This is a genomic window from Rhodococcus sp. YL-1, from assembly GCF_001942025.1.
Lineage (GTDB): Bacteria > Actinomycetota > Actinomycetes > Mycobacteriales > Mycobacteriaceae > Rhodococcus_F > Rhodococcus_F qingshengii.
In genome coordinates, this window is record NZ_CP017299.1 from 2,652,969 (window position 1) to 2,667,734 (window position 14,766).

At 63.1% G+C, this 14,766-nt stretch carries 13 protein-coding genes and 1 pseudogene; 13 read left to right on the plus strand and 1 reads right to left on the minus strand.

The window, feature by feature from the left end; genetic code table 11:
* Positions 1–19: 19 nt before the first annotated feature.
* The 8 genes and pseudogenes from BH682_RS12450 to BH682_RS12490 all read left to right on the plus strand — a co-directional run bounded on the left by BH682_RS12450 (position 20) and on the right by BH682_RS12490 (position 7,018).
* Positions 20–310, plus strand: a complete 291-nt coding sequence (locus tag BH682_RS12450; RefSeq protein WP_003942205.1) for a DUF503 domain-containing protein — start codon at positions 20–22, stop codon at positions 308–310.
* An 810-nt stretch (positions 311–1,120) separates the two neighbouring features.
* A complete protein-coding gene (rbfA, locus tag BH682_RS12460) occupies positions 1,121–1,600 on the plus strand; it encodes a 30S ribosome-binding factor RbfA (RefSeq protein ID WP_003942248.1) in 480 nt (159 codons plus the stop codon).
* Positions 1,601–1,612: 12 nt separating this feature from the next.
* A complete protein-coding gene (locus tag BH682_RS12465) occupies positions 1,613–2,605 on the plus strand; it encodes a DHH family phosphoesterase (RefSeq protein ID WP_030535612.1) in 993 nt (330 codons plus the stop codon).
* Positions 2,606–2,615: 10 nt separating this feature from the next.
* Positions 2,616–4,019, plus strand: a pseudogene (locus tag BH682_RS12470) (MATE family efflux transporter).
* Positions 4,004–4,927: a metallophosphoesterase family protein gene (locus BH682_RS12475; RefSeq protein WP_007735051.1), complete on the plus strand. Its 924-nt coding sequence runs from the start codon at positions 4,004–4,006 to the stop codon at positions 4,925–4,927. The pseudogene BH682_RS12470 and the gene BH682_RS12475 overlap by 16 nt, the downstream one beginning before the upstream one ends.
* A 13-nt stretch (positions 4,928–4,940) precedes the next feature.
* Complete coding sequence (locus BH682_RS12480; protein WP_003942126.1) at positions 4,941–5,600, plus strand: 4'-phosphopantetheinyl transferase family protein; 660 nt, start codon at positions 4,941–4,943, stop codon at positions 5,598–5,600.
* A 24-nt stretch (positions 5,601–5,624) separates the two neighbouring features.
* The gene (gene truB / locus BH682_RS12485; RefSeq protein WP_020907442.1) at positions 5,625–6,545 is read left to right on the plus strand and encodes a tRNA pseudouridine(55) synthase TruB; all 921 of its coding nucleotides are present in this window, start codon (positions 5,625–5,627) and stop codon (positions 6,543–6,545) included.
* Positions 6,542–7,018 carry a GNAT family N-acetyltransferase gene (locus BH682_RS12490; RefSeq protein WP_030535608.1) on the plus strand — a complete coding sequence of 159 codons (477 nt, stop codon included), beginning with the start codon at positions 6,542–6,544 and terminating at the stop codon, positions 7,016–7,018. The genes truB and BH682_RS12490 overlap by 4 nt, the downstream gene beginning before the upstream one ends.
* A gap of 9 nt (positions 7,019–7,027) precedes the next feature.
* Here the strand turns inward: BH682_RS12490 and BH682_RS12495 are convergent, their stop codons facing one another.
* Positions 7,028–7,774: a metal-dependent transcriptional regulator gene (locus BH682_RS12495; protein WP_003942116.1), complete on the minus strand. Its 747-nt coding sequence runs from the start codon at positions 7,772–7,774 to the stop codon at positions 7,028–7,030.
* A gap of 117 nt (positions 7,775–7,891) precedes the next feature.
* On the opposite strand from BH682_RS12495, the gene BH682_RS12500 reads away from it, so the two are divergent.
* The 5 genes from BH682_RS12500 to BH682_RS12520 all read left to right on the plus strand — a co-directional run bounded on the left by BH682_RS12500 (position 7,892) and on the right by BH682_RS12520 (position 14,650).
* Positions 7,892–8,872 carry a bifunctional riboflavin kinase/FAD synthetase gene (locus BH682_RS12500; protein ID WP_003942148.1) on the plus strand — a complete coding sequence of 327 codons (981 nt, stop codon included), beginning with the start codon at positions 7,892–7,894 and terminating at the stop codon, positions 8,870–8,872.
* A 158-nt stretch (positions 8,873–9,030) separates the two neighbouring features.
* The gene (gene rpsO, locus BH682_RS12505; protein ID WP_007735061.1) at positions 9,031–9,300 is read left to right on the plus strand and encodes a 30S ribosomal protein S15; all 270 of its coding nucleotides are present in this window, start codon (positions 9,031–9,033) and stop codon (positions 9,298–9,300) included.
* A gap of 452 nt (positions 9,301–9,752) precedes the next feature.
* Entirely contained in the window at positions 9,753–12,023 is a 2,271-nt protein-coding gene (locus tag BH682_RS12510; RefSeq protein ID WP_003942275.1) for a polyribonucleotide nucleotidyltransferase, read from the plus strand.
* Between the two features lie 127 nt (positions 12,024–12,150).
* On the plus strand, positions 12,151–13,509 hold the full coding sequence (locus BH682_RS12515) for a M16 family metallopeptidase (RefSeq protein WP_003942169.1): 1,359 nt from the start codon (positions 12,151–12,153) through the stop codon (positions 13,507–13,509).
* Between the two features lie 28 nt (positions 13,510–13,537).
* Positions 13,538–14,650: an alcohol dehydrogenase catalytic domain-containing protein gene (locus tag BH682_RS12520; protein WP_007735068.1), complete on the plus strand. Its 1,113-nt coding sequence runs from the start codon at positions 13,538–13,540 to the stop codon at positions 14,648–14,650.
* Positions 14,651–14,766 lie beyond the last annotated feature (116 nt).

Sequence of the window (14,766 nt, forward strand, 5' to 3'; positions counted from 1 at the left end):
GGCTCTGTCTAGGGGGAAAATGTTTGTAGGGGCACTGGAGTTCGACATCCTTTTCGGCGATGTCCACTCACTCAAGGAAAAGCGTTCGATGCTGTCGCCGATCCTGACGGAACTCCGTCGATTCGGCGTGAGTGCAGCGGAGGCGGGGGAGCAGGGACGCCTGCGTCGTGCGCTCGTGGGAGTCGGTGTGGTCAGTTCGTCCGTCGATCACCTGCACGACGTTCTCGATCATTGTGAGCGGGCGGTCGCCGAGCGTCCGGAGATTCAGTTGCTGGCTGTGCGAAGGCGAATTTTCGGCCCGGAAGACTGAGCGTCACCGATCTGTGTCGCTTAGCCACTCTTCCAGACGCCGTAACGAATCGAGTTCGTCGGCAAGGGATTCGGCTCCGGTGAGGAAGCGCGTGATTCGCGGGGCGCCCTTGGCGAGGACTTCCCCGTAGGCGGCGCACTACTTCATGCAACTACGAACCGCACGGTAGACGCGCCCGGATCGATCAAGGTTGATGTGAGCGATTCGCTGGTCAGATTGAGGCCCGCGTTGCCCGCCCCGACCTCAATGGATATCTGGCGGCTCGATTCACCCCGCAGCGAACCGGATCCGTCAGAGATGTGCGTCAAGTCGATTGCTCTCGTTCCACCGGTGCGAGTGTCGCGGTTCGAATAATTGACGTAGGCGGTGATCGAACACGGGCTGTCGAAAAAGGAAGTCCAGGAGACTGAAACGACTGCAATGCCTGGACGGTCGTGCGGGGTTTGGACGTAGCCCGTGAGTTGTCCGCTACAAGGAAGGGTGTTGTTCCTTCCCAACGAATATGTCAATGGAAGCGGTGTGAACTCGCTGTGGTCGGCCGACGCGATTGCCGGCGAGCAAAGTAGTGCAGTCGCAACGAGTCCTCCGGAAATTATCGATGCGGTGATTCTTGATCGCGTCATCGACCGGACGTTACCAACAAAAGGGCGATCGGTCTGTGCTGTGGGTTCGGCAGGCGCGGGTGGATGGTGATTTGGTTGCCGGGTAGCCGATGGACGAGACTGTTGTCGGTAATAATTCTTGTTAACCAGAACTTTGATCGATCGAGTCACCTCGATTCGAGTGGCCAGGTAGAGGAGACTGACAGTCATGGTAGATCCAGCCCGGGCACGCAAGTTGGCAAAGCGTATCGGAACCATCGTCGCGACCGCGATCGATCACGAGATCAAGGATCCGCGACTCGCATTCGTGACCATCACGGACACCAAGGTCACCAACGATCTGCACGACGCGACGGTGTACTACACAGTCATGGGCGAGAAGGTCGATTCCGCACCCGATGTGGAAGCCGCCGCCGCAGGTCTCGAGAAGGCCAAGGGTGTTCTGCGCTCGAAGGTCGGTGCCGGAACCGGAGTTCGCTTCACACCGACTCTGACGTTTGTCGCCGATACCGTTCCCGACACCGCGCGTCATATGGAAGAACTGCTGGCCCGTGCCAAGGCCGCCGACGACGAGGTCGCCAAGGCGCGTGAGAATGCACAGCCGGCCGGAGATGCAGATCCGTACAAGGAGCCGCGAGTGGCTTCGGACGAAGACGAGGCGTCGCCAGATGTTCGTGAAGCCGACTGACGCGCACCGAGAATGACGATCACCGCACTTTCGGACGTCGACCCCTGCGAGGCGAAGTTCGCTCAGGTGGCCGAGGTTCTCGAATCGGCACACACGGTGACAATTCTCTGCCATGTGCAGCCGGATGCGGACACGATCGGCAGCGGACTTGCGCTCGGTCTCGTTCTCGAGCGTCGGGGCATTTCGGTGCAGGTCGCGTTCAGTCGGCCGTCGGCGCTGCCCGAGTCGATGCGCGATTTCCCCGGTCTCCACTTGCTCGTGGCGCCCACTGATGTTCGGGAAAGTGTCGATGTACTGGTGACGGTGGATGTCGGCAGCGAGGGCCGTCTCGGTGAGTTGTCGAGTCGACTCGCCGGCGCGAATCGCACGATCGTCCTTGATCACCATCGCTCCAATTCCGAATTCGGAAGCATCAACGTCGTCGACGAAACCGCGGCCTCGACGACGGCACTCATCGCACGATTCTTCGATGCGTGGGGAGTCGCGATCGATCGCGATATCGCGCACTGTCTCTATGCCGGACTGGTCACCGACACCGGCTCCTTCCGGTGGGGAGGTCCGCTTCCGCACGTGCTCGCCGCGCGTTTGCTGGCGACCGGCATCGACGGCGACGCGATTGCGCGAAAGCTGCTCGACACCCATCCGTTCGGGTGGTTGCCGATGCTGGGCGCCGTACTCGGGTCCGCGGTGCTGGTTCCGGAAGCTGCGGACGGCCGTGGGCTGGTGTACGCGGTGATCCGACGCAGTGACATCGGCGATCTTCGCTCCGAGGAGATCGAGAGCGTCGTCGATATCGTGCGGACCACTTCGGAAGCCGAAGTTGCCGCCGTACTCAAAGAGTCGGTTTCCGGAAGCTGGTCGATCTCGTTGCGTGCAAAGTCGGCGATCGACGTGTCGGCGGTAGCTGAAAGTCTTGGTGGCGGCGGGCACCGGCTGTCGGCCGGATATACGTCGACCACTTCCAGCGACGAGATTGTTGCCGCGCTCGTCGCGGCACTCGGCTGAATCCGCGGCATTGAGCGAATCTGACGCCACCTCGGCGGGATCTTCGGCAGCTGATTTCGACGTCACTGGGCGTCGAATCTTTTCCCTGGCGTTTCCGGCGCTCGGGGTACTGGCGGCCGAACCCCTCTATCTGTTGTTCGACATCGCCGTGGTCGGCCGACTCGGGGCGCTTCCGCTGGCCGGATTGGCAGTCGGTGGTCTGATCCTGTCGTTGGTGAGTACGCAGCTGACCTTCTTGTCGTACGGCACCACGGCGCGGGCCGCACGGCTTCACGGGGCGGGCCGCGAGCGCGACGCGGTGGGTGAGGGTGTTCAGGCGACCTGGCTGGCGGCCGCGATCGGCCTGGCCTTGGTCGTGATCGTGTAGGTGATCGCCGGCCCGCTGACTTCGGCGGTGGCCGGGACTCCCGACATCGCCGCGGCTGCGGAAAGTTGGCTCCGGATAGCGGTGTTGGGTGTTCCACTCATCCTGGTGGCCCTGGCCGGCAACGGCTGGATGCGCGGGGTTCAGAACACGGTGCGACCGCTGCGGTTCGTCCTTGTCGGCCTGGGTATTTCGGCGGTGTTGTGTCCGATTCTGGTGCACGGCTTGCTCGGTGCTCCGCGTCTGGAACTCGAAGGATCAGCTGTTGCGAATCTGGTGGGCCAGAGTGTTTCGGGTGTGCTGTTCGCCTGGGCGCTCTTTCGTGAACCCGTTTCGGCTCGACCACATTTTGCGATCATGCGGGCGCAGATGCTGATGGGCCGTGACCTGATTCTGCGCAGCCTCGCATTCCAAGCGTGTTTCGTTTCCGCGGCTGCAGTGGCGTCGAGGTTCGGTGCGGCTGTAGTCGGTGCACACCAAGTCGTCCTCCAACTGTGGAACCTGGTTTCGCTCCTTCTCGATTCCTTGGCGATCGCAGCTCAGACGCTGATCGGAGCGGCGCTCGGCGGTGGATTCGCAGCCGCGGCGAAAAGGATGACCTGGCGGATCACCGCATGGTCGACGGTATTTGCCGTGGTGCTCGCGATCTTCTTCGCCGCCGGCCACTCCGTGGTCCCCGGACTCTTCACGTCCGACGCCGAGGTGCTCGGTCAGATGTCGATCGCATGGTGGTTCTTCGTCGCGATCATGCCGGTGGCGGGAATCGTCTTCGCACTCGACGGTGTTCTACTCGGCGCCGGGGACGTGGTGTTTCTGCGCAACGCGACCATGCTGTGCGCAGTTCTCGGGTTTCTGCCCGCGATCTGGCTCTCTCTCGCCTACGACTGGGGGCTCGCCGGAATTTGGGCAGGGCTTACCGTGTTCGTAGTACTTCGGATGGTCGCGGTGTCGTGGCGAGCGTTTTCCGGCAAGTGGGCAGTGACAGGTCCGGCGACGGCGAAGCGCGGAAGTTCAACTGAGGAAGCAGAGGGATCGTGGCAGCAAAGCTGATGGCGGTGAGCGACATTCATGTCGGTCACAACGGCAACAAGCCGATGACGGAGGAACTGTTCCCGGATTCGCCTGACGACTGGCTCATTCTCGCCGGAGATGTTTCCGAGAAAACTGACGACATTCGGTGGGCGTTGAAGCTCCTTCGCAGCCGATTCGCAAAGGTCATCTGGATTCCGGGCAATCACGAACTGTGGACGACCGCCAAGGATCCGGTTCAGATTCACGGAGCGCCGCGCTACGAGTACCTGGTCAACATGTGCCGCGAACTCGACGTCATCACACCCGAGGACCCGTTCCCGGTGTGGGAGGGAGACGAGGGACCGGTCACGGTCGTCCCGATGTTTCTTCTCTACGACTACTCCTTCCTGCCGGAAGGTGCGCGAGACAAGGAACACGGGCTCGAGATCGCGCGTGACAAGAACGTCGTCGCCACCGACGAGTTCCTACTCTCACCGCAGCCGTATGCGACGCGCGACGCATGGTGCCGGGCGAGGATCGAGTACACCCAGGCGCGGTTGGATGCGCTTCCCGAAGGCACAAGAACCGTTCTCGTGAACCATTTCCCGATGGTCCGGCAGCCGACGGACGTGCTCATGTATCCGGAGTTCGCACTGTGGTGCGGAACCACCGCTACCGCCGACTGGCACGTGAAGTACAACGCGGTGTGCTCGGTGTACGGGCACCTGCACATCCCTCGAACCACGTACTACGACGGCGTCCGCTTCGAGGAAGTCTCACTCGGATACCCGCGCGAGTGGCGTCGGCGTGGACTGCCGGAGAAGTTGTTGCGTCAGATTCTTCCCGTTCCGGAGTACCCGCCGGGAACGCTCAACAAGTGGGGTGGCCACTTCAAGGTCACGCCGGAGCAGGAAGCCGAAGTCGAGCGCATGCGCGCCGCACGCTGAGAGGTATCGCTACGTGATCGAACAGATTCTTCCCGGTGGAGTTGCGACGGCCGAGGCCTTCGTCGATCCGCCCGGTCTGGTTCCGCACCCCAGTGAGGAAGCGTTGATCGGCCGCGCGGTCGAGAAGCGTCGTCGTGAGTTCGTGACCACCCGGCACCTTGCGCGTCAGGCGATGGGCAAGCTCGGTGTTCCGTCTGCCGCTGTCATGCGCGGTGAGCGTGGTGCGCCGCTCTGGCCGCAGGGAGTGGTCGGGAGCCTCGCCCATTGCGACGGCTACCGCGGCGCTGTCCTGGCGTACTCCATGCAGGTCCGCTCACTCGGTATCGACGCCGAACCGCACGGCCCGCTGCCGGACGGGGTATTGCCCGCGGTCAGCATCGAGGCGGAACGAACGTGGTTGGACACTCAGGAAACCGGCGGTCCGGTGCACTGGGATCGAGTGCTCTTCTGCGCGAAGGAAGCCACGTACAAGGCGTGGTTTCCACTCACCGGGCGCTGGTTGGGTTTCGAGGACGCCCACATCACGTTCGAGGCGGAGTCGGAAACGTCCGGCACTTTCAACTCGCGTCTGCTGGTCCCCGGTGAGGCGACGTCCGGTCCGCCGCTCACCTCTTTCGACGGCAGGTGGTTGGTGTCGGACGGACTCATCCTGACGGCAATTTCGGTGCAGTGAGCGCGACTGGCAGAATCGGCACACGTGTCAGCTCGTGAAAAGCCTTCCTCCGGTCTTGTCGGCGCCGGAATTCTGATTGTCGACAAAGAGGCGGGTATCACCAGCCACGACGTGGTCGCTCGGTGCCGCAAGTTGTTGAACACCCGGAAGGTGGGACACGCCGGGACGCTGGATCCCATGGCGACCGGTGTTCTCGTTCTCGGCGTCGAGCGTGCGACCAAGTTGCTCGGACTCCTGGCGCTGACAACCAAGGCGTACTCGGCGACCATTCGCCTCGGGGCAGCGACGGACACGGACGATGCCGAGGGGGAGGTCCTGACCTCCGCAGACGCTTCGCAGGTGACGGACGCGGAGATCGCGGCGATCGTGGCCACGCTGACCGGGGACATCAAGCAGATCCCGGCAAGCGTGAGCGCTATCAAGGTGGACGGTCAGCGCGCACATGCTCTGGTGCGTGCGGGAGAAACCGTCGAGCTGGCGCCGCGCCCGGTAACGGTGTCGACTTTCGAGGTTCTGGCTCGGCGAGATGTCCCGGGTGGCTTCGTCGATCTGGACGTCGACGTGGAGTGCTCGTCCGGTACGTACATCCGCTCGCTTGCCCGCGACCTCGGTCGTGAATTGGGCGTCGGCGGTCATTTGACGGCATTGCGCCGCACCCGCGTCGGGCCGTTCACTCTCGAACATGCGCGCACGCTCGAAGATCTCGCGGATCAGCCGGGTGTGAGCCTCGACATCGATCAGGCCGCGCAGACGGCTTTTCCGCATCGGCAGATCACGGCGGAGGAAGCCGAGGCGATCAGCCAGGGGCGCTGGCTCGAGCCGATCGGGATGAAGGGGATCTGTGCGGCGATCGATCCCACCGGTCACACGATTGCGCTTCTGCAGGAGAAGGGTCGACGCGCCAGTTCGGTGATGGTCGTGCGACCGGCGACGCTTCGCGGGTGATCGTCCGCGAGCGTGTCGACGGCGACCTCGACGGTTGCGTCGATGCGCTGGCACAGGTCCACGAGTGCGACGGATATCCGAACACGTGGCCGCAGAACCCGCACCGCTGGCTCAGTTCGCCCACGGTGGTAAAGGCGTGGGTCGGTGAGAGCGACGGTCGTGTTGTCGGTCATGTGGCCGTCGACAGCGAGGTCGCAGGTGCGCCCACAACCGCGGGATCGATAGCCGTGTCGCGACTGTTCGTTCATCCTGGCTCACGTGGAAACGGCCTCAGCGATGCGCTACTCGATGCCGTGACGGATTTCGCAGCCGAGAGTCGGTTGGAACTGGTGCTCGACGTCGTCGACGACGCTCTGCCGGCGATCGCACTGTACGAGCGTCGAGGGTGGGTGTACGTCGACGAGAGGCTCGCCGACTGGACCCGGACCGACGGCGTCCGGCCCGTGGAACGCCGATACCGACTGCCGCTTTGACTACCTCGGCTAGACGAGCCAAATTGCTTGAGCGACTGGACTTCCCAAGTCGATGGTGTTGGGGCTGTCGCCGAGTCGAACGGACACTGTCCCGGCGAAATCGCGGCGCTCCTCGACGGTGATCTCGACATCGAGACTGACGCCGACGGAATCGAAGTACCGGAGCATTTCGGGATCGGAATCGGAGATCCGGGCAACGCGGCCCCGCTCACCGTTGGCGAAGTCGCTGAGCTGGCGGGCCGGGGGAGTCGGCACCGAACCGTCGGTGGCGGGAATGGGATCACCGTGCGGGTCACGTTCGGGGAAGCCCAGTTTGGCATCCATCCGCGAGATCATCAGATCGGAAACGGCGTGTTCGAGGACTTCGGCCTCGTCGTGGACTTCGTCCCAGCCGTACCCGAGTTCCTGAACCAGATAGGTCTCGATCAACCGGTGGCGCCGGACCATGGAGACGGCGGCCGCGCGGCCACTGTCGGTCAGGGCGATGGATCCGTAGCGGGCGTGATCGACCAGGCCCTGGTCCGAGAGTTTGCGGATCGCCTCGGACACCGTCGAGGCCGAGACGCTCATTTTCTCGGACAGGAGCTTGGTGGAAACCCGCTCGTGGGACCACTCCTGGATCGTCCAGATGACCTTGAGGTAGTCCTGGGCCACCGACGAGAGTGCGAGCGTGTCGATTGCCGCGTCCTGCGCCGAAGTGCTGTCGCCATCCGACGTCGATGATGCTTCCGAGGTTCCGGTCTTGTGAGCTGCCACAACGCTTAGCTTAGGCTACGAAATCCGGAACTTCCGTACGTGAGCGGCAGCACAGCGGTGATTCGCTGGGCGGGTCCGAACGTGACCCGCCGCCGGTGGACCCGTAGGCTGCCAATCGTGCTGAGATGGCGTGGTCTCGACGAAGTTCCGGCCGATTGGGGTCGTTGTGTGCTCACTATCGGTGTGTTCGACGGTGTGCATCGTGGGCATGCCCAATTGATAGCGAGAGCGGTTACCGCTGCCCGCAAACGTGGTGTTCCGAGCGTGTTGATGACGTTCGACCCGCATCCCATGGAGGTTGTGCGGCCGGGTAGTCATCCAGCCCAGTTGACGACGCTGCAACGGCGTGCGGAATTGGCTCAGGATCTGGGCATCGACGTGTTCTGCGTGATGCCGTTCACCGCTGATTTCATGAAGCTGACGCCGGAGCGCTACGTCCACGAGATTCTCGTCGAACGTCTACATGTCGCCGAGGTCGTGGTGGGGGACAACTTCACCTTCGGCAAGAAGGCGCTCGGCAATGTCGATCTTCTTCGTGAAATGGGCGCTCGCTTCGGCTTTGCCGTCGACGGCGTCCAGCTGCTCGCCGAGCATGCGGTGACGTTCTCGTCGACCTACATCCGCTCGTGCGTCGACGCAGGCGACATGGAAGCGGCTACCGAAGCTCTGGGCCGTCCACATCGTGTCGAAGGTGTGGTCGTCCACGGTGACAAGCGTGGACGCGAGTTGGGGTTCCCGACGGCCAACGTTGCACCGCCGATGTTTTCGGCGATTCCGGCCGACGGCGTGTACGCGGCGTGGTTCACGGTGCTTGGTGCCGGCGAGGAACTCGGAACCGTCGTTCCCGGTCGCCGATACCAAGCCGCGGTGTCTGTGGGTACCAATCCGACCTTCTCCGGCCGGACCCGAACCGTCGAGGCATACGTTCTCGACACCGAAGCAGACCTGTACGGACAACACGTCGCGGTCGACCTGGTTTCGCGGATTCGCGGTATGGAGAAGTTCGACTCGATCGAGTCGCTCATCACGGCAATGAACCGAGATGTCGAACGCGCACGCCGGATTCTGAGTGAGGATGCAGAACGCAGCGTCGGTTGAGTTCCTCCTGTGTCAGTGGCGGCCGCCACATTCGCTCCAGGTGGGCGAGAGCGCCTCATTGCTGCTGGTAGGATCTTCTCTCGGTGCGTGCTGCGGTTTGCGGTGGCCGCGCCCGATCTAGTTCCTTTCACGCAAACGTCATCACAGGAGTGAATCAAGTGGCATTGACCACGGAAGAAAAGAAGGCCGTTCTCGGCGAGTACGGCTTGCACGAGACCGACACGGGATCGCCTGAAGCTCAGGTGGCAATGCTCACCAAGCGCATCACCGATCTCACCGAGCACCTCAAGACCCACAAGCATGACCACCACTCGCGTCGTGGACTGCTCTTGATGGTCGGTCGCCGTCGTCGTCTGCTGAAGTACGTGGCAAAGACCGACGTCGCTCGCTACCGCACGCTCATCGAGCGTCTCGGCCTGCGTCGCTAGATTTTTCTCACGACGCTGATCGAAAGCAACACGGCATGCTTCGGTTTGCCGAACACTCCGTCAGCCGGCGAAGCCACGCATATACTGGGCTTCGCTGGCTTTCGGCGTTAGCTGCCGCAAGGCAGTTTCCGCTGTCGGCGCTATGCACAGTTGTCCAGGCGCAGTTGTCTATGCGCAGTTGTGCAGTGCGCAGCCAGCACACCGTATGCACCAGAGAACGTGGTGTCGGTTGTCGGTAGTGGTTCTCCGGACCGGGCAAGTGCCCGAAAGCTCCGGCGGACTTCGATCGACGGCCGCCCGAACGTCGTGACGTCCCGAAGCAGAAATCGCTCGCATCGCAAGGAGCGTCTGCAATTCAAGAGGGGGACGTCCCTCGGTGCGCAGTTTCCACCAGGAGGGTGGAAACGCCCGCGCGGGTACGGCGAAGACGAGAGGGAAGTGAAGAGAAAAGAATGACAGAGAATTCCGTAGTAGAGGTCGACGAAGGCGTGTTCGAATCCACCGCCGTGATCGACAACGGGTCCTTCGGTACCCGCACCATCCGTTTCGAGACCGGACGCCTTGCTCAGCAGGCCGCCGGCGCCGTCGTTGCTTACCTGGACGACGAGACCATGCTGCTGTCCGCCACGAGCGCCAGCAAGCACCCCAAGGAGCACTTCGACTTCTTCCCCCTGACGGTGGACGTCGAAGAGCGTATGTACGCAGCGGGCCGCATCCCCGGTTCGTTCTTCCGTCGTGAGGGACGCCCCTCCACCGACGCGATCCTGACTTGCCGCCTCATCGACCGGCCGCTGCGCCCGTCCTTCGTCGACGGTCTCCGTAACGAGATCCAGGTCGTCGTCACGGTCATGAGCCTCAACCCGCAGGATCTGTACGACGTCGTGGCCATCAACGCTGCTTCCGCGTCGACGCAGATCGCGGGCCTGCCGTTCTCCGGACCCGTCGGTGGCGTGCGCGTTGCACTCATCGTCTCGGACGAGAACAAGACCGGCCAGTGGGTTGCATTCCCGACGGTCGATCAGCTCGAGAACGCCGTCTTCGACATGGTCGTCGCCGGCCGCGTCGTTTCCGGTAGCGGTGACAACGCCGACGTCGCGATCATGATGGTCGAGGCCGAGGCCACCGACAACGTCATCGCGAAGATCGCCGACGGCGCTCAGGCACCGACCGAGGCCATTGTCGCCGAGGGCCTCGAGGCCGCCAAGCCGTTCATCGCACGCCTGTGCGCTGCACAGGCAGCACTTGCATCCAAGGCTGCAAAGCCCACGGGTGACTACCCGGTCTTCCCGGCGTACCAGGACGACGTTTTTGCTGCCGTCGAGGCTGCTGCGTCCGAAAAGCTCAATGCCGCACTGACAATCGCCGGCAAGCAGGAACGCGACGACAAGACCGACGAGGTCAAGGTCGAGGTTCTCGAGCAGGTTGCACCCAACTTCGAAGGCCGCGAGAAGGAACTGGGAGCAGCGTTCCGCTCGCTCACCAAGAAGCTGGTTCGCCAGCGCATCCTGCGCGATCAGTTCCGTATCGACGGCCGCGGCGTCACGGACATCCGTTCGCTGTCCGCCGAGGTTGCGATCATCCCGCGCGCACACGGCTCCGCACTGTTCGAGCGTGGCGAGACCCAGATCCTGGGTGTGACCACTCTCGACATGGTGAAGATGGCTCAGCAGGTCGACTCGCTCGGTCCCGAGACCACCAAGCGCTACATGCATCATTACAACTTCCCGCCGTACTCCACCGGTGAGACGGGCCGCGTCGGTTCGCCGAAGCGTCGCGAAATCGGTCACGGTGCACTCGCCGAGCGCGCTCTCATGCCGGTTCTGCCCAGCGTCGAAGAGTTCCCTTACGCGATTCGCCAGGTCTCCGAGGCTCTGAGCTCCAACGGTTCCACCTCGATGGGCTCGGTGTGCGCGTCCACGCTCGCACTGCTCAACGCCGGTGTGCCGCTTCGCGCTCCGGTTGCCGGTATCGCCATGGGTCTGGTTTCCGACCAGGTCGACGGCGAAACCCGCTACGTCGCGCTGACCGACATCCTCGGCGCCGAAGACGCCTTCGGCGACATGGACTTCAAGGTCGCAGGTACCAAGGACTTCGTCACGGCCCTGCAGCTGGACACGAAGCTCGACGGCATCCCGTCGCAGGTCCTTGCCGGTGCACTCTCGCAGGCCAAGGACGCACGGACCACGATCCTCGAGGTCATGGCGGAAGCCATCGACACCCCGGACGAGATGAGCCCGTTCGCTCCCCGCGTGACGGCCATCAAGGTCCCCGTCGACAAGATCGGTGAGGTCATCGGCCCCAAGGGCAAGATGATCAACTCCATCACCGAGCAGACCGGTGCCAACATCTCCATCGAAGACGACGGCACCGTGTTCGTCGGCGCCACCGATGGACCGTCTGCACAGGCCGCGATCGACATGATCAACGCCATTGCCAACCCGCAGCTCCCCAAGGTCGGCGAGCGGTTCCTGGGCACGGTCGTCAAGACCACCGCCTTCGGTGCCTTCGTTTCGCTCCTGCCGGGACGCGACGGACTGGTGCACATCTCGAAGCTGGGCAGCGGTAAGCGCATTGCCAAGGTCGAAGACGTGGTCAACGTCGGATCCAAGATCCGCGTCGAGATCGCCGACATCGATGCTCGCGGCAAGATCTCGCTGATCCCGGTCGAAGAGGGCAACGACGAGGCTGCCGCTCCGGCCGCCGACGAGGCTGCTTCCGAGTAGATCTCACTTCGTACTCTGATGCGGCCCCGCGCGGATTTCCGTGCGGGGCCGCATCTGTACTGTCTGTAGACACAGAGCCTGTAGATACCTGATTGACCACTTGCACCGAGGACTGCTGAACCTTTTCATGGCAAAGACCACTCCCAACACCACGCGCAGCCGCAGCGCTGTGCTGAAATCGCCGATCGATGCGACTCCCGAATCCGGAGTACAGCGCACGGTCCTTCCCGGCGGCCTGCGCGTCGTCACCGAGTTCATTCCCGGTGTGCGTTCCGCCTCCGTCGGTGTGTGGGTCGGAGTCGGCTCGCGCGACGAGCAGCCGAGTGTGGCCGGTGCCGCGCATTTTCTCGAGCACCTGCTGTTCAAGTCGACGCCGTCACGGACGGCGTTGGACATCGCGCAGGTCATGGATGGTGTGGGCGGCGAACTCAATGCATTCACGTCGAAGGAACACACCTGTTTCTACGCGCACGTGATCGACGACGACCTTCCGATGGCGGTTGACCTTGTCGCCGACGTCGTGCTGCGAGGGCGTTGCAGAACCGCGGACGTCGATGTCGAGCGGCAAGTAGTGCTCGAAGAGATCGCGATGCGTGACGACGATCCGGAAGACTTGCTCGGCGACGCGTTCCTGACCGCGTTGTTCGGCGATCATCCTGTCGGCCGTCCGATCATCGGTAGCGTCGAATCGATCGAGTCGATGTCGCGCAATCAGTTGCATTCCTTCCATGTTCGGCGTTACACACCGCAGCGGATGGTGCTGGCCGTAGCGGGAAACGTCGACCACAAGCAGGTTGTGACGCTCGCTCGCCGTGCATTTGCCGGACATCTCGAGCGCGGGGTCAAGCCGGCGCCGCGGCGCGAAGGCACTCTGCGTTTGCGAACGATGCCTGAACTGAGCTTGACCCACCGCGACAGCGAGCAGGTCCACCTTGCGCTCGGGGTACGCGCGTTCGGCCGGCACGAGGGCCATCGCTGGGCGCTGTCGGTGCTCAACGCCGCAGTGGGCGGTGGGCTGAGTTCTCGTCTGTTCCAAGAGATTCGGGAGAAGCGCGGGCTGGCGTACTCCGTCTATTCCGGCGTCGACACCTTCGCGGACACCGGAGCGTTCTCCGTGTATGCAGGTTGCCAGCCGGAGAACCTCGGGGAGGTTGCTACGGTGATCCGCGAGGTACTCGCGAACGTGGCGACGGACGGAATCACCGATGCCGAGATCGCCCGCGCCAAGGGATCGCTGCGCGGCGGATTGGTTCTGGCACTGGAAGATTCAGGCTCACGCATGAACCGTATCGGTCGCAGCGAACTGAACTACGGCAACCATCGCAGTGTTGCTCAGACGCTCGCAACCATCGACGCAGTCACCTCCGAAGAGGTGCTCGAGGTGGCGCAGGTGCTCTTGACGAGGCCGTTTGCAGCCGCCGTCGTGGGTCCGTACAAGCGGGTTCGTGACCTCCCCGCGTCGGTACGCGGGATCGTGGGCAAGTAGTTCGAACTATCGAAATCGGGGTGTGCAGTTGAAGATCCGTGGTGCAGTGCTCGAAGAGATCGGCCGGAAGCGTCCCTTCGCAGAGTCGACTCCGATTTCGATTTCGGAACTCGACCTCGAATCCCCGGGCCCGGGTGAGATCCTGGTCAAGATCGAAGCTGCCGGGCTTTGTCACTCCGACCTCTCCGTGGTCGACGGCAATCGGGTACGACCCGTGCCGATGTTGTTGGGCCATGAGGCGGCAGGTCGAATCATCGAACTCGGCGACGGAGTTGATTCGTTGTCGGTGGGCACCCGCGTCGTGATGACTTTTCTTCCGCGGTGCGGTGAATGTGCGGGATGCGCCACTGACGGCCGGATGCCTTGCACGGTGGGTAGCGCTGCCAACAACGACGGCAGTTTGCTCGGTGGCGCGCATCGACTGCGGCGCTCCGGCGAGAACGTCAAACATCATCTCGGTGTTTCGGGTTTCGCGACGCATGCTGTGGTCAACGCCAAGTCGGTTGTTCCCGTCGACGACGACATCCCGGCCGAAATTGCAGCCGTACTCGGTTGTGCGGTGTTGACCGGTGGGGGAGCGCTCCTCAACGCGGCGAAGCCTCGCCCGGCAGACACCGTGATGGTGGTCGGCTTGGGTGGCGTCGGGATGGCCGCAATCCTGACGGCGAGGGCACTCGGGGTCGAGAACGTCATCGGTGTCGACGCACTGGAATCCAAGCTGGCTCAGGCGCTGGAACTGGGCGCGACCGAGGTCTTCACACCGTCCGGCCTGTCCGAGAGTGGCGTTCGCGCAGACATCGTCGTCGAGGCCGCGGGAAATGCTCGGGCCTTCGAGACAGCGGTGGCTGCGACGGCAGCGGGTGGCACGACCGTCACGGTCGGGTTGCCGGCGCCTGACGCGCGCTCGTCGATCTCACCTCTCGGACTGGTCGCCGAAGCGCGGACCATTATCGGCAGCTACCTGGGATCTGCGGTCCCGTCCCGCGACATCCCGATCTACGCGCAGTTGTGGCGCGACGGGAAGCTGCCGGTCGAGAAGCTCATTTCCTCGCGAATCGAATTGGCCGACATCAATTCGGGTATGGACGAACTCGCCGACGGAAAAGCAATCCGACAGGTCATTATCTTCGACGCGGAGTAGGTGCACGTCGGTGTTATGCAGCGGAAATGAGGCGTTTGCGCTCCCGATTCCCTCCCGAGTCGCCACGGAAAATCGTTACCCGTTGTAACGCTCCTCTCGTACTGGACGACTACTCG